Raw genomic sequence first — 19,373 nt, forward strand, 5'->3', positions numbered from 1 at the left:
GGGCTCATACGAAGCCCTGGCCGTAAAATCCGCGCGGCAAACGCTGGCGGCCGGGCAGGGCGCTCAGGCGCTCGATCCAGGCGCTGCGCCAGTCGTTGCCGGTGGGGTGAGTGTTGGCCCTGCGCGCGCGCCGCGCGGCATTGCGCTGGTCCTTGCGTGCGGCCTTGAATGCCTCGGTGTTGCGGCAGCTGCGGCATTTGACCCGATTGAGCTCGCTGGTGGCGATCAGGTTTTTACCGTGGCGACCGCAAGCCAGGTGGCCGGCGGTCCTGTAGTGGGTGACCATGGGATACTCCTCGCCACCGTTGATGGCAAGCCTGTTAAAGACTTCGACTCTCAGGCATGGGCTCGGTTCGCCGCTAGGGCTGGGCCGAGGTCTGCCGTTGTACGCTGAACTGCTTGCCAAACCACTCCTGAAGCATGGCTTTCTCGGCATACAGGCGGTCGGTGTCGGCGCGCCGCCCCGGGCGTTGCAGGTAAAACTTGTCCGTCAGGTGCGCATCAGCCTGGCTTACGGTCTGGCCTTGTTGCGACAAGGCATAGTGCAGGTCGATACTGGGCCAGGTAACGTCACGCATGATCCGTACCGAGTAAGCATTGGCCCGCCACGGTTCGTACTGGCCGGCCAGGTCGATATTGCGGATGTCGATGCGCAGGCGTTGACCGGCGGGCAGGTAGCGCTGGCCGAGCTTGACCAGGTAAGCGCTCAGTTCCTTCATCACATAGGCGTCGGCACCGCGATGGTAGCCGTTGCTGTCGAGGCTGGCGTCGCGAAAGTGCTCGGGTTTGTCGAAGGTGACTTCGACGTTGGGGCTGGCCGGCGTTTGCGCCAGGCTGTTGAATGCCAGCAGGCTGAGCGTGGCCAGGGTCAGGGCAGGGCGCATGATTCACCTCCGGGTGCAGCCTTGCGCAGTTCGCTGCACAGGCTTCATTGTACGCCTGTGATGATTGAAAGCAGAGGAGTCGGCAGTGCGCAGGATCGAACGATTTACAGCCAACCGGCATGGGCGGGACATTGCCGTGGGGGACATCCACGGGCATTTTTCGCGCCTGCAGGAGCGGCTGACGGCGATAGGCTTCGATCCGGCGGTAGATCGCCTGTTCAGCGTTGGCGACCTGGTCGACCGTGGCCCGGAGTGCCCGCAGGCGCTGGATTGGCTGGACAAACCCTGGTTCCATGCCGTGCAAGGCAACCATGAAGCCCTGGCGGTCACCCATGTCGACGGCGGTATGCTCGACTATGGCCAGTACCGCGCCGCTGGCGGCGGCTGGTTCCTGGCCCTGAGCGCCGATGAACAGGCGCGGTTTGCCCAGCGCTTTCGGCGCCTGCCGCTGGCGCTGGAGGTAGAAACCGCGGACGGTCTGATCGGCCTGTTGCATGCCGATTGTCCGTTTCGCCACTGGGCGCAGTTGCGTGAGCTGCTGGCCAGTACGCCACCGAGCGAGGTCCAGGAGGTTTGCCAATGGTCGCGCCAGCGCTTGTACAGCGGCGATGCTACGCCCGTCGAGGGGCTGCGAGCGTTGATCGTCGGGCATACCCCGCAGCGCGAGGTGCGGGTGCTGGGCAACATCTGGCATATCGACACCGGCGGCTGGGCCAGCGGCCAGTTCAGCCTGCTCGACCTGGGCAGCCTGAGCCTGCTCAACGCCAGGCCAGGTGAGTGAGCACCCCCAGCGCCAACAGTATCAGCACCGCGCCCGAAACCCGTTCAAGCCATGGCAGCAGTCGCGCAAAGCGCCGGCGCACGTGCAGATTGCCGATGGCTGCGGCCACCAGCATGTCCCACAGCAACACCGCACTGAACATCCACACTGCGTACGTCAGTTTCCAGCCTGCGCTGGTCTGGCTACCACTGACCATGCTGGCCAGGCTGACATAGAACAGGGCGTTCTTCGGGTTGAGGATTGCAGACAGAAAGCCCATCAACAGGCCCTGAAGCCAGGGACTGTTCAAGGCATTGGCCCGAACGCTGACCTGGGTCAGCGAACTTGCGCCGGCATGGCGAATGAACAGCACACCGATGTACAGCAGGTAGGCGCAGCCGGCCAGCTGGAGGGAGACGAACAGCGCGCTGTCCGGGTGCAGCGCCGAGACCCCGCTGAAGGCGGCAACAATGAACACGCCGTTGGCCAGGGCGATACCCAGGCAGGCGCCGGTCGCCTTGAGCCAGCCGGCGCTCATCGACGTACGGGCAACCAGGAAAAAATCAGGGCCAGGCGACAGCAGGGCAAGAAAATGCGCTGCCGCCACGATCAGAAACTGCTCCATGAATGACGGACTTCTTCAGCGATAGGGGGGCTGATTGTCGGTGCCGTGCAAGGAGCCTGTATTGAACAAAATTGCGGGTTCAGCCGCGGTACAGCCCAGGCGTTACGCCGGTGTGGGCCTTGAACACGCGCTGGAAGTGGCTCTGGTCGGCAAAGCCCAGGCGATAGGCGATGTCAGCCATGTCCTGGCCCTTGCGCAACCACTGGCGCGCGCGGTTGATGCGCTGGTTCAACTGCCAGGCATGAGGGGTAAGGCCGGTCGCGGCACGGAACGCGCGGATCAGTTGATAACGGCCCATGCCGGCGCTGTCCGCCAGCTCGCCCAGCGACAGGCTGCCGGCGTCGTCCTGTGCAAGCCGTTGGAGCAACGTTTCAAGGTTGCGCTCAAGGCGTTGCGGTGGCTGCGACAAGGTCTGGGTTGGCGGGTTGTGGTGATCGCCAATGAACGCGATCAAGGCGGCTTCTTTCTCATGGGTACTGGCCGCAGAGAACAACAGATCGTTGAGCCGGGTAAAACGGGCGTAGGTCGACCGGTTGCGCGTGACGTGCGCCGGCGTTCCCTCTGCCTGCGCCAGCAGTGCCGATTCCAGGCGCAAGGTCTGCAGCCAGGCGGCGTCCAGATGGATCATCTGGTAACTCCAGCTCAGCCCGGGTTCGGGGTTGCAGGCATGCACGCAGTGCGCCGGAACAAACACCAGGGTGCCAGGGTGAAGGCGTGTTTGCGCTTTGCTCGCACCGCTGAACACACTGCAGCCCTGATCGACCGCACCCATGGAGAACGTTGGATGGCTGTGCGCCTTGTAGCAGGCACGGCTGTCGCAGGCGCGGCGGCTTTCGACATAGGGCAAGGCCGGGTCGCGCCAGAACGCTGTACGGGCGGCGTCAGTTGGCTGAGGCATGTGCAGGGGCCGATGAAAACGTGGCCAGAAGTCTATCACTGCATGGCCCGCCAAGGGCTGCACAGTTTTGTCGCCCAGCTGTACCTTGACGCGGGTACAGCGCCGAGGGGAACCTTGGGTTTTTCGCCACCGGAGCGCCTCCATGGACCTGACCACCCTGGCCCTGTTCATCCCGGCCTGCTTTGCCCTGAACATGGCCCCCGGGCCGAACAACCTGTTGTCGCTGAACAATGCCAGCCGGTATGGCCTGCGAACGGCCTGTGTGGCGGGGATTGGCCGGTTGTTCGCCTTTGCCGGGATGATCGTGCTGGCGGCCATGGGCCTGGCAGCGGTGCTGCACACCAGCGAATACCTGTTCCTGGTGATCAAGGTGCTGGGGGCCGCCTACCTGTTCTACATCGCCTGGCAGCTGTGGCGGGCGCCAGTGGCCGAGGCTGCCGTGCTCAGTGAGCGTCGCCGCGGTACGCTGCGCCTGGCGCGCCAGGAGTTCTGGGTGGCGGCCGGCAACCCCAAGGCGATTCTGATCTTCACCGCTTTTTTGCCGCAGTTCATCAGCGTCGGCAGCCCGTTGCCGGTGGCCGAGCAGTTCGTCTGGCTGGGCGGGATGTTCCTGTTGCTGGAATGGCTGGCCATTGCCATTTACGGCTGGCTGGGCGCCTACCTGCAGCGCTGGTTCAACCAGCCCGGCCCGCGGCGGCTGTTCAATCGGGTCAGTGCCACGCTGCTCGGCTGCGCCGGGGTCGGCTTGCTGGCAGCACGGCGGGCTTAGTAGCTCAGGCGTATCCCGAGGTTGGCGCCGACGCGCTCCTGTTGGTGGGCATCGAGGTTGCTGGCGTAGTCGATACCGGCATGCACGCTGAAGTTCCGGTTGATCTGCGCGACCAGGCCGGTACCGATGTCCATCGAGGTGTAGCGGTAGTCGGTCTTGATCTGGTCAAGGTCATCGAAGGTCAGGGTGTCGCGACCACCGTCACCGTGCCAGATATTGACCTGCAGGTAGGGCAGCAACGGCACTGCGCCTGATTTGAAGTTGCCTTCCAGGCGTACGCCGAGGCGCCCGGTCAACTCGGTCTGGGCGTCATAGCTGACGTGGCTGACGCTGTCGTTGGCGCTGTCCAGCGAGACCTTCGTGGCGATGATCTGCGCCTGGGGCTCCACCGTCCATTGCGACGACAGGGCAATGGGGTAACCGGTTTCCAGCGATGCGCTCCAGGCGTGGCCGTTGAGGTCGAGCTTGTCGCCACGATCGGATTTCGCCCGGCCGTCGAGGTCCGAGTACTGCAGCACGGCATCGACATACCACTGCTGCGCGCCGATCAGGGTCCAGTAGGCGCCGACGCTGTCGCTGTCGAGTTTCAGGTCGCCGACCTGGCTGTCCTCGACGCCCAGGGCGAAGCCCTTTACATCGCCGTTCACGCGGCTGTGACCGACATACAGGCCAACATGCTGGCGCAGGCCGTCATCGTTGAGCCAGGCCCACAGGTCCTGGCCGACCTTGAAGCCGTACAGGCTGCCGTCCAGGCTGGGGCTGACAGTGCCCGACCAGCTTTGATGGAAACTGTTGCTGTAGGCTTGTCCCCAACTGGCCGATACCGCGCCGCTTTCGCTCAGCAGGCTCTGGTCGCCCTGGCGTTGATGAAAGGTGCCCAGCGCCGAGCGCGCAATCAACGCCGCAGCCCGTGGCGCGGCGGCGTAAACGGCAACTTCCGGCCGGTACAGGGGGATACTCACGCCGGCCACCGGTGGCGGCAAGTCAGGCTGGCCAGGGGCAGGGCCCGGGGTGGGGGGCGGTATCGCGACCACAGGATCAACCGGGTCCGGCGTCTCAGGCTGCGGCCCAGGCAGTGGTACCGGGGCAATCACGGTGGAGCGCAAGTACCAGCTATTGACGCTATCAGCAGTCACCCCGCCTTTGAACAGACGATAGTCAAAAGCGCCGGCCGACAAGGTCTGGGTCTGGACGAAGGCCGTGTTGCTGCTGGTCGCTCCGTTGATTGCTTCAACCACCTGGATGCCGTTCTGGCGGGTCACCGCACCGGCACCGGCGAAGTTGCTGATCTGCAGGTTGGTGCTGCCGGAGATCGTGCCCCGGCTGACTACCAGGCGATCGGACGCTGCACCGTCGCCGGCCAGTACGCTGTTGAGCTTCAGGGTACCGCCGTTGCCTACGTAGCTGCCGTTGATGGTCAGCCGCCCTTGGGCGTCGCCGCCACTGCTCAGGTCGACAAGCCCGCTGTTGTTGACAGTCAGCGGCTGGCCGGCGGTGAAGGGGCTGATCGTCCCGGAGCGCGAGACCAGCGAGCTGCTGGGGTCGATGTTCAGGCGGGTGGGCGCGGTAACGGCGCTGGCATCGCCCAGGGTCAGGTTATTGTCCAGCTTGAACACACTGGCGTTAATCAGGTTGACGCTTTCCCAGTTGATATAGCGATCACCACCCACCGGCTGGCTGTTATCGAAGGTCAGGCTGTCGACGCCGGCACCGCCGTTGACGGTGATGTTCAGCACCGGGCTGGCGAGGTCTTTGAGCACTGCCACGTCATCGTCACCGCCCATGTCGACAGTGCCGCGAATAACGCCGCCCTGCCATTTGAGCGAGTCATTGCCGAAACTGGCCAGCAGGTTGCCTTGCAGCGTACCGCCGGTAATCACGAAAACATCGGTTCCGCCACTGGTGCTGATATTGCCGCCGATAGTACCGGCATTGAGGAAGATCTGGTCGTTGCCAAAGCCGGTGACCAGGTTGCCAACGATGGTGCCGCCGGACATGCTGAAAATGTTGTTGTCCAGCTTCATGTCGACCCGGCCGATGCTGCCACCGGAGAAGAACGCCACGTCACCGTCTTCGAAGGCACCGATGATCCGTCCCGCCGACATGTTGAATGTATCGCGGGCATCGCCCTGGGCCAGGGACTGCAGTGTGCCGCCGGTCATCAGGAAGTCATCGATAAACGGCGTCTGTAGCACGGCGCCGAGGGTGTCGCCGGGCCCGACCACCACGTTCTGGGCAATGGCAGTGAAAGGCAGGGCGCTGAGTACCACGATAAGCGAGGTGCGCATCAGGCGGGCTCCATTTCCATACAGGGCATTGACCACTGCGGCTCCAGCTTTCCTGCGAGCACTGGAGGGTCGTGCCCTGATGTATAGAGCAATCAGAAATATCGACAACTGACAAAAATGCTAGGTGGCCACTTGCTTCCACTGCCCGGAGGCCGGCCAAAGCCTGCGCTGCTTATAGTGAAAGGGTCTGATTCAATTGAGGAATATGACCTAGGCTTGGAGCTGGATCGGGCAACAGGAACCGCTGTCCGCCACCTGCCAAGGAGACGTACCGATGCTCTCGACCCTGGAGTTGCGCAACATCATAGAAAGCAGTTTTTTACCCACCCGCTGCCAGTGCACCCTGGCGGCCGACCGTTCGCTGACCGTACGGGTGCTCGACCGCAGCTGCGAGCGGGTCGACCTGCTGGTCACCGGCATCAGCACCGAGCAACTGACCAGCAGCCGGGCGATTTCCAACCTGATCGTCGGCCTGCGCAATGATCTGGAGGATCAGCGCAACCTGCGCTCGCAGCGGCGCCGCGACAGCCTTTAATCGCGGTAGAACACCTGCACCAGGTGATAGCCGAATTTACTCTTGATCGGGCCGTGCACGGTGCGCAGCGGCTTTTTGAAAATCACCTGGTCGATGGCGCCGACCATCTGCCCCGGGCGCACTTCACCCAGGTCGCCGCCGCGTTTGCCTGACGGGCAGGTGGAGTATTTCTTGGCCAGCACATCGAACGCCTCGCCCTTGGCGATGCGCTGCTTGAGCTGTTCGGCTTCTTCGGCGGTCTTGACCAGAATATGCCGGGCCTGTGCTTTCATCTCAACGTACCTTCGTAAAGCGCTAAAACCGCGCATTATGCCTGATTGCGCAACTCCGGGCGGTCGCGAAATTGCTCGAGGGCCTCGGGGTTGGCCAGGGCGTCGGTATTTTTCACCGGCTCCCCGTGCACCACGTTGCGAATCGCAAGCTCGACGATCTTGCCGCTGATGGTGCGCGGGATATCCGTCACCGCGGCGATCACCGCCGGCACATGCCGAGGCGTGGTGTTGCTGCGGATCACCTGGCGGATTCGCGCCTGCAAGGCGTCGTCCAGCTGCAGGCCGTCGCGCAGGCGCACGAACAGCACCACCCGCACATCATGCTGCCAGCGCTGGCCGATGGCGACGCTTTCGACCACCTCATGCACCTTCTCGACCTGGCGGTAGATTTCCGCCGTGCCGATACGCACGCCGCCGGGGTTGAGCACCGCGTCCGAGCGACCGTGGATCAGCATGCCGCCCTCGGCCCGTTCCTCGGCGTAATCACCCTGGGCCCAGACCCCGGGGAACTGGCTGAAGTAGGCCGCCTGGAAGCGCTCGCCCTGCGGGTCATTCCAGAAGCCCAGGGGCATGGCCGGAAAGTGCCGGGTGCAGACCAGCTCGCCTTTTTCACCGATCAGCGCATGGCCATCGTCATCCCAGACCTCAACGGCCATGCCCAGGCCCTTGCACTGGATCTCGCCGCGGCGCACCGGCAGCAGCGGGTTGCCGATGACGAAGCAGGAGACGATATCGGTACCGCCCGACATCGATGCCAGGCACAGGTCGCGCTTGAATTCGCGGTAGACGTAGTCGAAGCTTTCCGGCGACAACGGCGAGCCGGTCGACAGCAGCAATTTCAGCGAGTCCAGTGAATGGCTCAGGCGCGGGCGCAGGTCGGCTTGCTCCAGGGCTGCCAGGTACTTGGCGCTGGTGCCGAATGCGCTGATGCGCTCGCTGTCGATCAGGTCGAGCAGGCGTTCGGGGCCCGGATGAAAAGGCGAGCCGTCGTAGAGCACCAGGGTGGCCCCCACGGCCAGGCCGCTGGCCAGCCAGTTCCACATCATCCAGCCGCAGGTGGTGTAGTAGAACAGTACGTCGTCCGAGCCCAGGTCATTGTGCAGGCCGTGCTCCTTGAGGTGCTGCAGCAATACGCCGCCGGCGCCGTGGACGATGCACTTGGGCACGCCGGTGGTGCCGCTGGAATAGAGGATGTACAGCGGGTGATTGAACGCCAGCGGGGTGAACTGCGGTTCGCCGCCGGGTTGGTAGAAATCGTCCCAGAGGCTGACCCGGGCCTGGCAGATGAATTCGTCGCTGGCGGTGTGCGTGCGGGTGTAAGGCACCACCAGCAGGTGTTGCAGGCTTGGCAGTTGTGCCAGTACCTGGTTGATCTTGTCGACCTGGTCGATCTGTTTGCCGGCGTACGGGTAACCGGCACAGACGATCAACAGCTTTGGCTCGATCTGGCCGAAGCGGTCGATGATGCCGTGGGTGCCGAACTCCGGCGAAGAACACGACCAGATAGCGCCGAGGCTGGTGCAGGCCAGCATCGCCACCAGGGTTTGCCAGGTGTTGGGCATGCAGGCGGCAACCCGGTCGCCGACGCCGATGCCGGCGGCCTGGAAGCTGCGCTGCAGGCCGGCCACCTGTTCGGCCAGTTCGCCATGGCTGATAACCCGTCGCTCGCCGTCTTCGCGCACCACGATCAACGCCGGATGGTTGTCGCGGCGCCGTAGCAGGTGTTCGGCGAAGTTCAGGGTGGCGCCAGCGAACCAGCGCGCATCGGGCATCTGCGGGCCTTCGTCGAGCACCTGAGTGGCCGGCTGCTGCCAGCGCACCTGGAAATAGTCGGCAAGGGTTTGCCAGAACGCGGCACGCTGTTCGATGCTCCAGCGGTGCAGCGCGGCGTAATTGCGCAGCGCCAGGCCAAACTGCTGATTGACCTGCCGGCGAAAGGCATCCATCCGACTGGCCTGAATACGCGCCTTGCTCGGGCGCCAGAGCACTTCGTTCATGGGCGTTCCTTTTTGCGGTTGGCCAGGGCTGCTGCGCACCCCATCGCCGGCATTGCCAGCGATCAGCAGTGCTTTATTCCACTGTAGCTTTTTTCACTTTGTTCGAAGCCGACCAGACGCGGTAACGCACTTCAACGCCTTCCGGCACATACACCACCACCGGCAGCTTGCTGTTGTAACGCAGCAGGAAGCCATCGCCGACCACGGGCACGAAAGCCTGTTTTTTCTTGCCGTCAGGGCAGGCCATCAGGGTCGAGGCCGGGCCCGAGACTTTTTCCAGGCGGTAGTAGTTGTAGCCCCAGCCTTGCAGGGTCTGTTCTTCCAGGTTACCGCCCAGGTGCTGACGGTTGCAGTCGACTTCCAGTTGCTTGCCAGCCAGCACTTCGAGTTTGTAGGCCGACTCGTCAGCCTGCTTTGGCAGTTGGATCACCTGGCGGGTAAAGCCTTTTTCGGCCTCGGGGTAGGGCGCAACATCCTTGAGGCTGGCGGCCTGTAGCGAAGTAGCGGCAGCCAGGGTCAGGGTGAACAACGCGGTGAGGGAGAGTGGGCGCATAAGGCCTCCTTGCAGGTAAAAAAGACGATGCGGCAGCCAGGTGTTGAGGCTGCCCGTCACTGGGCCAGCCAGCCGCCATCGATGTTCCAGGCAGCGCCACGAACCTGACTGCCAGCCTCGCTACAGAGGAACAATACCAGCTCACCCAGGTGTTCGGGAGTGACGAAGGCCAACGACGGCTGCTTCTCGGCCAGCAGATCATGCTGGGCCCGCTGCGGATCAACACCGTTGGCGGCGCGGTCATCGATCTGTTTCTGCACCAGCGGGGTGAGTACCCAGCCCGGGCAGATGGCGTTGCAGGTGACATTGCTGGTGGCGGTTTCCAGCCCCACCACCTTGGTCAGGCCCACCACCCCGTGTTTGGCGGCGACATAGGCGGCCTTGCCGGTGGAGCCGACCTGGCCGTGCACCGACGCGATGTTGACGATCCGCCCCCAGTTGCGCGCGCGCATGCCCGGCAGCACCAGGCGGGTACCATGGAACACGGCCGAGAGGTTGACGGCGATGATCGAATCCCAGCGCTCCACCGGGAAGTCTTCAACCGCCGCCACATGCTGGATGCCGGCATTGTTGACGAGAATATCGACGCCGCCGAACTCGCGCTCGGCATAGGCGAACAGCGCTTCGAGCTGGTTAACGTCGCCAAGGTCCGCCGGGTGATGACCGACCCGGGTACCGAAGCGGGCCACTTCGGCGATGGCCGCGCTGGCATCGCCAAAGCCGTTGAGGATCAGGTTGGCGCCGGCCTTGGCCAATGCCTGGGCAATGCCCAGGCCGATGCCGCTGGTCGATCCGGTGACTACTGCTGTCTTGCCGTTGAGACGCATAGGGTGCTCCTTAGACGATACCGGTGGCATAGAACGTAGCAATCACCACGAACACCGCCAGGGTCTTGATCAGGGTAATGCCGAAAATATCCTTGTAGGCTTCGCGGTGGGTCAGGCCGGTGACGGCCAGTAGGGTGATCACCGCACCGTTGTGCGGCAGGGTGTCCATGCCGCCGCTGGCCATGGCCGCGACCCGGTGCAGCACTTCAAGGGGAATGTTGGCGGCATTGGCGGCGGCGATGAAACTGTCGGACATCGCCGCCAGGGCAATGCTCATGCCGCCGGAGGCGGAACCCGTGATACCGGCCAGCAGGGTGACGGTAATCGCCTCGTTAACCAGTGGGTTGGGGATAGCGCGCAGGGCGTCGGCGAGCACGAGAAAACCCGGCAGTGAAGCGATGACGGCACCGAAGCCGTATTCCGAGGCGGTGTTCATCGCTGCCAGCAAGGCGCCGCTGACCGCGCTTCTGCTGCCTTCGGCCAGACGGCTTCTGATCGCGCCAAAGCCTGTCACCAGCACCAGCAGGATACCCAGCAGCAAGGCCGCCTCCACCGCCCAGATCGCCGTGAGCTTGGCGATGTCGGTCTGCACCGGCGTGCTCATGCCCGCCAGGCTCAAGGTATGGGTCTTGCCGTACCAGGCCGGAATCCAGTGGGTGAACAGCAGGTTCATCACCCCCACCAACAGCAGCGGCGACAGCGCCAGCAATGGGTTGGGCAGCTTCAGGTCGGCGGCGGTTTCCGGCTCGTTGCGTAGCGCCGAACCATAGCCTTCACCGGTGCGCTGGGCCTTGTTGCGCTGGCGCTGCAGGTACAGCATGCCGGTGCAGAACACGAACAGGGTGCCGATCAGGCCCAGCCAGGGCGCGGCCCAGGCGGTGGTGTTGAAGAAGGTGCTGGGGATGATGTTCTGGATCTGCGGGGTGCCGGGCAGGGCGTCCATGGTGAAGGAAAACGCGCCCAGGGCGATGGTCGCCGGGATCAGGCGTTTGGGAATGTTGCTCTGGCGGAACATTTCGGCAGCAAACGGGTACACCGCAAACACCACCACGAACAGCGACACGCCGCCGTAGGTGAGCAGCGCGCAGACCAGCACGATCACCAGCATGGCCTGGCGGGTGCCGAGCAGGCGGATCGCGGCGGCGACGATCGAGCGCGAGAAGCCCGACAGCTCGATCAGCTTGCCGAACACGGCGCCCAGCAGGAACACCGGAAAGTACAGTTTGATAAAGCCGACCATCTTTTCCATGAACACCCCGGTAAAGGCCGGGGCGACCGCCGCAGGGTCGGTCAACAGCACCGCGCCAAGGGCGGCAATGGGGGCGAAGAGGATAACGCTATAACCACGGTAGGCAGCCAGCATCAGCAGCGCCAGGGCTGCCAGGGCGATGATCACACTCATCGAGTGTCTCCTTGGGTGCATCTTGTTTTTGTTGGTGCGAAGGAGATAGCGGGAATCGTGCCATGTTTATAAGTTATTGAATTTAAACGTATAAATTTAATTTCTGAATGGGTTTCAATAAGTATGTCTCTGTATAGAGACAGGTCTTGTGGGAGCCGGCCTTGCCGGCGATGGGCTGCAAAGCAGCCCAAAACCTGGCAAGGCTACGCCTTGCATCGCCGGCAAGGCCGGCTCCCATGGGGAGAGGTGTTCGTCTCAATATGGAGACACAATTCTGTTTAATGAGATTTTATGCCCAGCGCCAGCAACTTCTTGTACAACGTCGAGCGCCCCAACCCCAGCTGCCGCGCGGCCTCCGGCACATTCCCGGCACAGCGCGCCAGGGTGTTCTCCAGCAGCTGGCGCTCAAAATCGGCACAGGCCTGCTTGTAGCTCAGCTGTGGCAACTGGACCTGCAGCGGCGCCAGGTCGCCCAACGCCGCCTGTACATCACCCACGCTCAAGCGCGGCTGATCCGCCAGCAAGGTCGCCCGCTCCAGCACATTGCGCAGCTCGCGGATATTGCCCGGCCAGGCATGCCGGGCCAGCAGTGCCTGGGCCGGGTCCTCCAGTTCGTGCTGGCTGCCCAGTTCTTCAAGAATCGCCTCGCTCAAGGCCGGCAGGTCGTCCAGCCGCTCACGCAACGGCGGCACCTGGATCGGCAGCACATTGAGCCGGTAGTACAGGTCGGCACGAAACTCGCCACGGGCCATCGCCGCCTGCAGGTCGGTGGACGTCGCGGCAATGATCCGCACATCGCTGTGGATCATCTGGTTGGAACCGACCGGCTCGTACTCCTTCTCCTGCAACACGCGCAGCAGTTTGCTCTGCAGTGGCAAGGGCATGTCGCCGATCTCGTCGAGAAACAGCGTGCCGCCCTCGGCAATCTGCAACTTGCCCGGGCGGCCCTTGCGCTCGGCGCCGGTAAAGGCGCCCGGGGCGGTGCCGAAAAATTCGGCTTCAAGCAGGGTCTCGGGGATTGCCGCGCTGTTGATGCTGACAAACGCTTTGTGCGCCCGCGCCGAGGCCGCGTGGATGGCATGGGCCAGCAGCTCTTTGCCGGTGCCGGTTTCACCCAGTAGCAACACCGGCGAATCACTGCTGGCGCCACGCCGGGCGCGGCGCTTGACCTCAAGGCTGGCGGCGCTGGTGCCGATGAACTGGGCAAAGCTGTACTTGGCCTGGCGGGCGCGCAGCAACGAGCGGGTCGAGGCCAGCTCCTGCTGCATGCTGGCGTAGCGCTTGAGCAGCGGCGAAAGGCTGCGCAATTCGTCGAACAGGGCAAAACCGATGGCACCGATCAGCTTGCCGCTGCTGTCGTGCACCGGCAGGCGCATCACCACCAGCGGCTCTTTCGGGGTGTCGAGCATGTCCAGCAGGATCGGCCGACCGTTGCTCACCACCTCGCGCATCAAGCTGCCGGGGATGACACTCTCGCACGGTTGGCCGATCGCACTGCTGGCGTCGTCCAGGCCAAAGCGCCGGGCATAGCGCTCGTTCATCCAGACGATGCGCGCATCACGGTCGACGATGATCGTGCCTTCGCTGGACTGCTCGATGATTTCGAACAGCGAACGAATCGCCAACAGGCGCACCTGCTGGTAGTCCTTGAGGCTGTCACTGTCCTGCATGCGCCGCTCCGCCGGGGGTAAAGGCTGCGATTATGCCCGTGGATCGAAGGCTTCGCGCAAGGCATCGCCAATGAACACCAGCAGCGACAGGATCAGCGCCAGGGCAAAAAACGCGGTAAAGCCCAGCCAGGGGGCCTGCAGGTGCTGTTTGCCCTGGGTGACCAGCTCGCCCAGCGAAGCGCTGCCGGCGGGCATGCCGAAGCCGAGAAAATCCAGGGCGGTGAGGGTGGTGATGGCACCGGTGAGAATGAACGGCAGGTAGGTCAGGGTGGCATTCATGGCGTTGGGCAAAATGTGCCGCAGGATCACCCAGCGGTCGGGCAGGCCCAGGGCGCGGGCGGCCAGCACGTACTCGAGGTTGCGCCCACGGAGGAACTCGGCGCGCACCACATCCACCAGCGCCAGCCAGGAAAACAGCGCCATGATCCCCAGCAACCACCAGAAGTTCGGCTCGACAAAACCGCTGAGGATGATCAGCAGGTACAACACCGGCAGGCCCGACCAGACCTCCAGCAGGCGCTGGCCGATCAGGTCGACCCAACCGCCGTGATAGCCCTGCAAGGCGCCGGCGGCGATGCCGATCAGCGTGCTGATGGCGGTCAGCGCCAGGGCAAACAGAATCGACACCCGGGTGCCATACAGTACTCGCGCCAGCACATCCCGGGCCTGGTCGTCGGTACCCAGCCAATTGACCGTGGACGGCGGGCTGGGCGTGGGTACCAGCAAATCGTAGTTCGGCGTATCGGCGCTAAAGGGCACCGGTGCAAACAGCATCCAGCCGTTCTGGCCCTCGATCAGTTGGCGTACGTACTGGCTGCGGTAATCCGCCTGGAACGGCAACTGACCGCCAAACTGTTGCTCGGTATAGCGTTTGAACGCCGGGAAATACAGCTGCCCCTGATAACCCAGCAGCAACGGCTTGTCGTTGGCCACCAGCTCGGCCCCCAGGCTCACCAGCAATAGCAGGCCGAACAGCCACAACGAAATCCAGCCGCGACGGTTGCGCCGAAAACGCTGCAGGCGCCTGAGTGAAACCGGCGACAGGCGAAGCATCAGCGTGCCCTCGTGGCAAAATCGATACGCGGGTCGACCAGGGTGTAGCACAGGTCACCGATCAGCCGTACCAGCAGGCCAAACAGGGTGAAGATGAACAGTGAACCGAACACCACCGGATAATCCCGCGACACCGCCGCCTCGTAGCTCATGCGCCCCAGGCCATCGAGGGAGAAGATCACCTCGATCAGCAGGGAGCCGGCAAAGAACACGCTGATCAGTGCCTGGGGGATGCCGGCCACCACCAGCAGGATGGCATTGCGAAACACGTGCCCGTACAGCACTCGCTGCTCGCTCAGGCCCTTGGCCCGTGCGGTGATCACGTATTGGCGGGTGATCTCGTTGAGAAAGGCGTTCTTGGTCAGCAGGGTCAGGGTGGCAAAGCCGCCGATCACCAGCGCGCCGACCGGCAGCACCAGGTGCCAGAAGTAGTCGGCGAGCTTGCCCAGCAGGCTGAGCTGGTCGAAGTCTTCCGAGACCAGCCCGCGCACCGGAAACCAGTTCAGCGAAGTGCCGCCAGCGAACAGCACGATCAGCAGCAGGGCGAACAGGAACGAGGGCAGGGCGTAGCCGATGACGATCAGGCTGCTGCTCCAGGCATCGAAGGCGCTGCCGTGGCGCACCGCTTTGCGAATCCCCAAGGGGATCGACACCAGGTAGGTGATCAGGGTGGCCCAGAAGCCCAGCGACAAGGTCACCGGCATCTTCTCCAGAATCAGATCGGTGACCTTGGCACCGCGAAAGAAGCTGGCGCCGAAGTCCAGCCGGGCGTATTGCGTGAGCATCAGCCATAAGCGCTCGGGCGCCGACTTGTCGAAGCCGTACTGGCGCTTGATGTCTTCCAGCAGTTTGGGGTCCAGGCCGCGGCTGGCGCGCGAGCTGGTGTGCAGGGTTTCGGCGCTGGCCCCGGGCGCACCGCCGCCGATCCCCTGCAGGCGTGCAACCGCCTGCTCGACCGGGCCGCCCGGCGCGGCCTGGACGATGACGAAATTGACCAGCAGGATGATCAACAAGGTCGGGATGATCAGCAGCAGACGGCGCAGGATGTAGCCGATCACGGCGGGCTCCCCAGGCGCTCGGCCATCTGTGCGTTGGTCAGCGGCGTCGGGCTGACTTCCCACCAGCTGTCCAGGCCTTCGTCGTAGCTCGGCTGCACCTCGGGCAGGCCGAAGCGGTTCCACCAGACGGTGGATGAGCCAGGTGGGTAATAGTTGGGAATCCAGTAGTAGTTCCAGCTCAGCACCCGGTCCAGGGCATGGGCATGACGCAGCATGTCAGCCTTGCTCGCCGCCTTGACCAGGCCGTCGAGCAGACGGTCCACGGCCGGGTCCTGCAAGACCATGTAGTTGTTCGAGCCAGGGTCGCTGGCCGCCGCCGAGCCAAAATAGTTGTACAGCTCAAGCCCGGGCGACGGTGATACCGGATAGCCGCTGACGATCAGGTCATAGTCGCGGGCCATCAGGCGGTTGACGTACTGCGAGGCGTCGATACGGCGGATTTCCAGGGTGATGCCGATCTGCGCCAGGTTGCGCTTCCACGGCAGCAGCAGGCGTTCGAAACCGGCCTGACCATTGAGGAAGGTGAACGTCAGCGGTTCACCCTGGGCGTTGACCAGTTGATCGCCCTGGGGTTTCCAGCCAGCCGCCTCGAGCAGTGCCAGCGCTTGCAGTTGCTTGTCGCGAATCAGCCCCGAGCCGTCGGTGCGCGGCGCTTCGAACACCTGGTTGAAGACCTCGTCGGGCACCTGCCCGCGCAACGGTTCGAGCAACTTGAGCTCCTGCACATCGGGCACGCTGCGCGCCGCCAGGTCACTGTTGGCGAAAAAGCTCTGCTGGCGAATGTACAGGTTGCGCATCATCTGCCGGTTGCTCCACTCGAAGTCCCACAGCAGGGCCAGCGCCTGACGCACCCGACGGTCCTTGAACACCGGCCGCTGCAGGTTGAAGACAAAACCCTGGGCGGTCTGCGGTGCATCCTTGGCCAGGTGTGCGCGCTGCAGGCGGCCATCGTCCAGCGCCGGGCTGGCGTAGCCGAGGGTATAGGCGGTGGCGGAGAACTCGCGGTTGTAATCGAAACCGCCGCCGCGCAGCACCTGACGCGCCACCTCGGTGTCGCCGAAGTACTCGATGCGTAACTGGTCGAAGTTGTAGCGGCCACGGTTGACCGGCAGGTCGCGGGCCCACCAGCTTTTGTCGCGCTCGAAGGTGATGCTGCGGCCGTTGTCGACCCGGCCGACCTTGTACGGGCCGCTGCCCAGCGGTGCTTCGAAGCCTGCGCCATTGGCAAAGTCGCGGTCTTTCCACCAGTGTTCGGGCAGTACCGGCAAGGTCGCCAGGTCCAGGGCCAGGGTACGGTTCTGGTTGCTTTTGAAGTGGAAGATGATCTGCCGCGGGTTTTCTACCTTGACCCCATCAACGTCGGCGAACTGGGTACGGTACCTGAGATTGCCCGCACGCATGAACAGCTCGAAGGTGTAGCGCACATCCTCGGCGCGGATCGGCTGGCCATCGGCAAAGCGCGCTCGTGGGTCAAGATAGAAGCGCAGCCAGTACCCGTCGGGATCGCGCTCAAGCTTTTGCGCCACCAGCCCATACACCGTGTAGGGCTCGTCCTGCGAGCGCACGGCCAGCGGCGAGTACAGCCAACCATCTACCTCGGCAACGCCGATGCCCTTGTCGATATAGGGAATGAGGTGGTCGAACTGGCCGATCTCGATGGCCGAGCGGCGCAGGCTGCCGCCTTTGGGCGCGTCGGGGTTGGCGTAGCTGAAGTGCTGGAAGCCAGCCGGGTAGCGTGGCGCTTCATCATAGACGGTCAAGGCGTGACCAGGGGCTGACGTGGCAGCGCACGACCAGGCAAGGGCCAGGCCGAAGATCAACAACAGCAAGGGGAAGGGAGCAATTCGCAAGCGCCTGACCACCTGAACCACGACTGTGGCTGAAGCTTAGCAGGTCACCTGGGCAAACAAACCGGCCCTGGGGGGCCGGTTTGTACAGCAGCGATCAGTCCTGACGGCTGGTCACTTCCAGCAGGTGATAACCGAACTGGGTCTTCACCGGGCCTTGCACGGTGTTGACCGGTGCGCTGAACACCACGGTATCGAACTCCTTGACCATCTGGCCCGGGCCGAACGAGCCCAGGTCACCGCCCTGGCGGCTGGACGGGCAGGTGGAGTTGGCCTTGGCGATCTCGGCGAAATCGGCGCCGGCTTCGATCTGGGCTTTCAGTTCATTGCACTTGTCTTCGGTGGCAACCAGGATGTGACGGGCAGTGGCTTTGGCCATGGGAGTGGCTCCTTGGGGTAAAACCCCAAGCCTAACGCAAATGCGGTGTCGCCGCACCACCGACGGCCTGGAGTGGGAGCGGATGAATCCGCTCCTACCGTTGTGGGCGGCTCACAAGCGCTCGGCCGCCTCACGCAGCAAGCGTTCGGTCGAATCCCAGCCCAGGCAACCATCGGTAATCGACACACCGTACTTGAGCGGTTGCGCGCCCAGCGCCTGGCAGCCATCGAACAAGTGGCTCTCAAGCATCATGCCGACCAGCGAGGTGTCGCCCTGCAGGCGCTGCTCGAGCACTTCGTTGAACACCGCCGGTTGGCGCAATGGGTCCTTGCCGCTGTTGGCATGGCTGCAATCGACCATGATCCGCGGCGCCACACCGGCCTTGGCCAGGCCCTGACGGGCCAGGGCGAGGCTTTGGCGGTCGTAGTTCGGGCCCTTGTTGCCGCCGCGCAGCACCAGGTGGGTGTCAGGGTTGCCCAGGGTTTCGACAATCGCCGGGTAGCCTTGCACGTCCATGCCGAAATGCCGATGGCTGTGCGCGGCGCTGCGGATCGCATCGCAGGCAATGCCAACGCCGCCGTCGGTGCCGTTCTTGAAGCCGACCGGCAGGCCCAGGCCGCTGACCATCTCGCGGTGAATCTGCGATTCGGTGGTGCGTGCGCCAATCGCCGCCCAGCTCAGCAGGTCATCGAAGTAACCGGCGGCCATGGGTTGCAGCAGCTCGGTGGCAACCGGCAGGCCGCGCTCGAGCATGGCCAGCATCAGGCCGCGGGACAAGGCGATGCCGCCGTGCATGTCGTCGCTGCCATCGAGGTGCGGATCGTAGGCCAGGCCTTTCCAGCCGACGGTGGTGCGCGGCTTTTCGACGTAGGCGCGCATTACCAGGAGCATCTGGTCGCTTACGTCGATGGCCAGGCGCGCCAAGCGCTGGGCGTATTCGCGGGCCGAACGGGGGTCATGGAGCGAGCAGGGGCCAACGATCACCAGCAGGCGTTGATCTTCGCCATCGAGAATGGCACGTACGGCCTGGCGATGGGCTTCGACCTGGGCGGTGAGGGCAGGGGTAAGCGGCATTTGCTGCTTGAGCAGCAGCGGGCTCGGCAGGCGTTGGCTGACGGCGCTGTTGGCAGCAGTGGGTTCGGACAGTGGCAGAGCGAGGTTGGACGATTGCATGTTCTGGTTCCCTGGGCGGATGGCGGGGTCTGGCCCGCGCTGTCGGCCCTATCGAGGTGTTCGACAGATGGCCGGATTGGCGTCATGTGTGTGCGTGCCACCAACAAGTGACCGATCGGAGGCGGCAGGCTGGCCCGAACGGGATTGGCTAAATCGCCAGGCGCTAAAGCTTGGGTAAGGGTGGTAGGTGACGTAGTTCATGTACTGTTCCTCAATGTGATTCGCTAGTTGCCGGGGGCCTGAAACGCAAAACCCCCGGTCGGGGAGCCGACCGGGGGTTGAGTATTCTCGTGTTCGGCGGCCCCTTGAGTGTGGGCGCCGGTGTGGGTATCAGCGGCGCCTGTGGCTAAACCAATACCCAAAATAAAATCGAGCCGGTGAGG

General features: G+C 63.8%; 19 protein-coding genes. 3 read left to right on the forward strand and 16 right to left on the reverse strand.

Translation table 11 applies throughout. The annotated features are described in order from the left end of the window. Positions 1 to 4: 4 nt before the first annotated feature. Positions 5 to 286 (reverse strand): hypothetical protein, encoded by a 282-nt coding sequence (locus UW3_RS0124410; RefSeq protein ID WP_010226486.1) that lies wholly within the window; start codon positions 284 to 286, stop codon positions 5 to 7. Positions 287 to 359: 73 nt separating this feature from the next. After that, positions 360 to 884: a DUF3016 domain-containing protein gene (locus tag UW3_RS0124415; protein WP_010226488.1), complete on the reverse strand. Its 525-nt coding sequence runs from the start codon at positions 882 to 884 to the stop codon at positions 360 to 362. 85 nt (positions 885 to 969) lie between these two features. Here UW3_RS0124415 and UW3_RS0124420 point away from each other — a divergent pair, with 85 nt between their 5' ends. Next, entirely contained in the window at positions 970 to 1,665 is a 696-nt protein-coding gene (locus UW3_RS0124420; protein ID WP_010226490.1) for a metallophosphoesterase, read from the forward strand. On the opposite strand, the gene UW3_RS0124425 is transcribed toward UW3_RS0124420, so the two are convergent. Together UW3_RS0124425 and UW3_RS0124430 are read right to left on the reverse strand one after the other, a co-directional pair. Further along, positions 1,643 to 2,269: a LysE family translocator gene (locus tag UW3_RS0124425; RefSeq protein WP_010226492.1), complete on the reverse strand. Its 627-nt coding sequence runs from the start codon at positions 2,267 to 2,269 to the stop codon at positions 1,643 to 1,645. The two genes, UW3_RS0124420 and UW3_RS0124425, sit on opposite strands and share 23 nt — an antisense overlap. Positions 2,270 to 2,348: 79 nt before the next feature. Next, positions 2,349 to 3,167 (reverse strand): AraC family transcriptional regulator, encoded by an 819-nt coding sequence (locus tag UW3_RS0124430; protein ID WP_026001514.1) that lies wholly within the window; start codon positions 3,165 to 3,167, stop codon positions 2,349 to 2,351. Positions 3,168 to 3,309: 142 nt separating this feature from the next. On the opposite strand from UW3_RS0124430, the gene UW3_RS0124435 reads away from it, so the two are divergent. Then, positions 3,310 to 3,936 (forward strand): LysE family translocator, encoded by a 627-nt coding sequence (locus tag UW3_RS0124435; protein ID WP_010226496.1) that lies wholly within the window; start codon positions 3,310 to 3,312, stop codon positions 3,934 to 3,936. On the opposite strand, the gene UW3_RS0124440 is transcribed toward UW3_RS0124435, so the two are convergent. Further along, entirely contained in the window at positions 3,933 to 6,224 is a 2,292-nt protein-coding gene (locus UW3_RS0124440; protein ID WP_010226498.1) for an autotransporter family protein, read from the reverse strand. The genes UW3_RS0124435 and UW3_RS0124440 overlap by 4 nt on opposite strands. A 274-nt stretch (positions 6,225 to 6,498) precedes the next feature. Here UW3_RS0124440 and UW3_RS27675 point away from each other — a divergent pair, with 274 nt between their 5' ends. Next, positions 6,499 to 6,759: a DUF1652 domain-containing protein gene (locus UW3_RS27675; protein ID WP_010226500.1), complete on the forward strand. Its 261-nt coding sequence runs from the start codon at positions 6,499 to 6,501 to the stop codon at positions 6,757 to 6,759. Here the strand turns inward: UW3_RS27675 and UW3_RS0124450 are convergent. The 11 genes from UW3_RS0124450 to UW3_RS0124500 form a co-directional block, all read right to left on the reverse strand. After that, the gene (locus UW3_RS0124450) at positions 6,756 to 7,031 is read right to left on the reverse strand and encodes a peptidylprolyl isomerase (RefSeq protein ID WP_007932676.1); all 276 of its coding nucleotides are present in this window, start codon (positions 7,029 to 7,031) and stop codon (positions 6,756 to 6,758) included. The two genes, UW3_RS27675 and UW3_RS0124450, sit on opposite strands and share 4 nt — an antisense overlap. Positions 7,032 to 7,066: 35 nt before the next feature. Next, the gene (locus tag UW3_RS0124455; RefSeq protein WP_010226506.1) at positions 7,067 to 9,028 is read right to left on the reverse strand and encodes an acetoacetate--CoA ligase; all 1,962 of its coding nucleotides are present in this window, start codon (positions 9,026 to 9,028) and stop codon (positions 7,067 to 7,069) included. A 73-nt stretch (positions 9,029 to 9,101) separates the two neighbouring features. After that, positions 9,102 to 9,581, reverse strand: a complete 480-nt coding sequence (gene eco, locus UW3_RS0124460; RefSeq protein WP_010226508.1) for a serine protease inhibitor ecotin — start codon at positions 9,579 to 9,581, stop codon at positions 9,102 to 9,104. A 56-nt stretch (positions 9,582 to 9,637) separates the two neighbouring features. Continuing rightward, positions 9,638 to 10,408 carry a 3-hydroxybutyrate dehydrogenase gene (gene hbdH, locus UW3_RS0124465; RefSeq protein ID WP_010226510.1) on the reverse strand — a complete coding sequence of 257 codons (771 nt, stop codon included), beginning with the start codon at positions 10,406 to 10,408 and terminating at the stop codon, positions 9,638 to 9,640. A 10-nt stretch (positions 10,409 to 10,418) separates the two neighbouring features. After that, on the reverse strand, positions 10,419 to 11,810 hold the full coding sequence (locus UW3_RS0124470; protein WP_010226512.1) for a GntP family permease: 1,392 nt from the start codon (positions 11,808 to 11,810) through the stop codon (positions 10,419 to 10,421). Between the two features lie 278 nt (positions 11,811 to 12,088). Next, positions 12,089 to 13,480: a sigma-54 interaction domain-containing protein gene (locus UW3_RS0124475; RefSeq protein WP_010226514.1), complete on the reverse strand. Its 1,392-nt coding sequence runs from the start codon at positions 13,478 to 13,480 to the stop codon at positions 12,089 to 12,091. 30 nt (positions 13,481 to 13,510) lie between these two features. After that, entirely contained in the window at positions 13,511 to 14,533 is a 1,023-nt protein-coding gene (locus UW3_RS0124480) for an ABC transporter permease (RefSeq protein ID WP_010226515.1), read from the reverse strand. Next, the gene (locus UW3_RS0124485; protein ID WP_010226516.1) at positions 14,533 to 15,591 is read right to left on the reverse strand and encodes a microcin C ABC transporter permease YejB; all 1,059 of its coding nucleotides are present in this window, start codon (positions 15,589 to 15,591) and stop codon (positions 14,533 to 14,535) included. Before UW3_RS0124485 ends, UW3_RS0124480 begins: the two co-directional genes overlap by 1 nt. Next, on the reverse strand, positions 15,588 to 17,435 hold the full coding sequence (locus UW3_RS0124490; RefSeq protein WP_085989531.1) for an extracellular solute-binding protein: 1,848 nt from the start codon (positions 17,433 to 17,435) through the stop codon (positions 15,588 to 15,590). Before UW3_RS0124490 ends, UW3_RS0124485 begins: the two co-directional genes overlap by 4 nt. 100 nt (positions 17,436 to 17,535) lie before the next feature. After that, the gene (locus UW3_RS0124495) at positions 17,536 to 17,817 is read right to left on the reverse strand and encodes a peptidylprolyl isomerase (protein WP_010226518.1); all 282 of its coding nucleotides are present in this window, start codon (positions 17,815 to 17,817) and stop codon (positions 17,536 to 17,538) included. Positions 17,818 to 17,928: 111 nt separating this feature from the next. Then, complete coding sequence (locus UW3_RS0124500; RefSeq protein ID WP_010226519.1) at positions 17,929 to 18,990, reverse strand: 3-deoxy-7-phosphoheptulonate synthase; 1,062 nt, start codon at positions 18,988 to 18,990, stop codon at positions 17,929 to 17,931. Positions 18,991 to 19,373 lie beyond the last annotated feature (383 nt).

Origin of the sequence: Pseudomonas donghuensis (genome assembly GCF_000259195.1) — a bacterium.
Lineage (GTDB): Bacteria > Pseudomonadota > Gammaproteobacteria > Pseudomonadales > Pseudomonadaceae > Aquipseudomonas > Aquipseudomonas donghuensis.

Coding starts and splice junctions, on each gene's coding strand:
- UW3_RS0124410 (WP_010226486.1), bottom strand. CDS start 286: ATGGTCACCCACTACAGGACCGCCGGCCACCTGGCTTGCGGTCGCCAC.
- UW3_RS0124415 (WP_010226488.1), bottom strand. CDS start 884: ATGCGCCCTGCCCTGACCCTGGCCACGCTCAGCCTGCTGGCATTCAAC.
- UW3_RS0124425 (WP_010226492.1), bottom strand. CDS start 2,269: ATGGAGCAGTTTCTGATCGTGGCGGCAGCGCATTTTCTTGCCCTGCTG.
- UW3_RS0124430 (WP_026001514.1), bottom strand. CDS start 3,167: ATGCCTCAGCCAACTGACGCCGCCCGTACAGCGTTCTGGCGCGACCCG.
- UW3_RS0124435 (WP_010226496.1), top strand. CDS start 3,310: ATGGACCTGACCACCCTGGCCCTGTTCATCCCGGCCTGCTTTGCCCTG.
- UW3_RS0124440 (WP_010226498.1), bottom strand. CDS start 6,224: ATGCGCACCTCGCTTATCGTGGTACTCAGCGCCCTGCCTTTCACTGCC.
- UW3_RS27675 (WP_010226500.1), top strand. CDS start 6,499: ATGCTCTCGACCCTGGAGTTGCGCAACATCATAGAAAGCAGTTTTTTA.
- UW3_RS0124450 (WP_007932676.1), bottom strand. CDS start 7,031: ATGAAAGCACAGGCCCGGCATATTCTGGTCAAGACCGCCGAAGAAGCC.
- UW3_RS0124455 (WP_010226506.1), bottom strand. CDS start 9,028: ATGAACGAAGTGCTCTGGCGCCCGAGCAAGGCGCGTATTCAGGCCAGT.
- eco (WP_010226508.1), bottom strand. CDS start 9,581: ATGCGCCCACTCTCCCTCACCGCGTTGTTCACCCTGACCCTGGCTGCC.
- hbdH (WP_010226510.1), bottom strand. CDS start 10,408: ATGCGTCTCAACGGCAAGACAGCAGTAGTCACCGGATCGACCAGCGGC.
- UW3_RS0124470 (WP_010226512.1), bottom strand. CDS start 11,810: ATGAGTGTGATCATCGCCCTGGCAGCCCTGGCGCTGCTGATGCTGGCT.
- UW3_RS0124475 (WP_010226514.1), bottom strand. CDS start 13,480: ATGCAGGACAGTGACAGCCTCAAGGACTACCAGCAGGTGCGCCTGTTG.
- UW3_RS0124480 (WP_010226515.1), bottom strand. CDS start 14,533: ATGCTTCGCCTGTCGCCGGTTTCACTCAGGCGCCTGCAGCGTTTTCGG.
- UW3_RS0124495 (WP_010226518.1), bottom strand. CDS start 17,817: ATGGCCAAAGCCACTGCCCGTCACATCCTGGTTGCCACCGAAGACAAG.
- UW3_RS0124500 (WP_010226519.1), bottom strand. CDS start 18,990: ATGCAATCGTCCAACCTCGCTCTGCCACTGTCCGAACCCACTGCTGCC.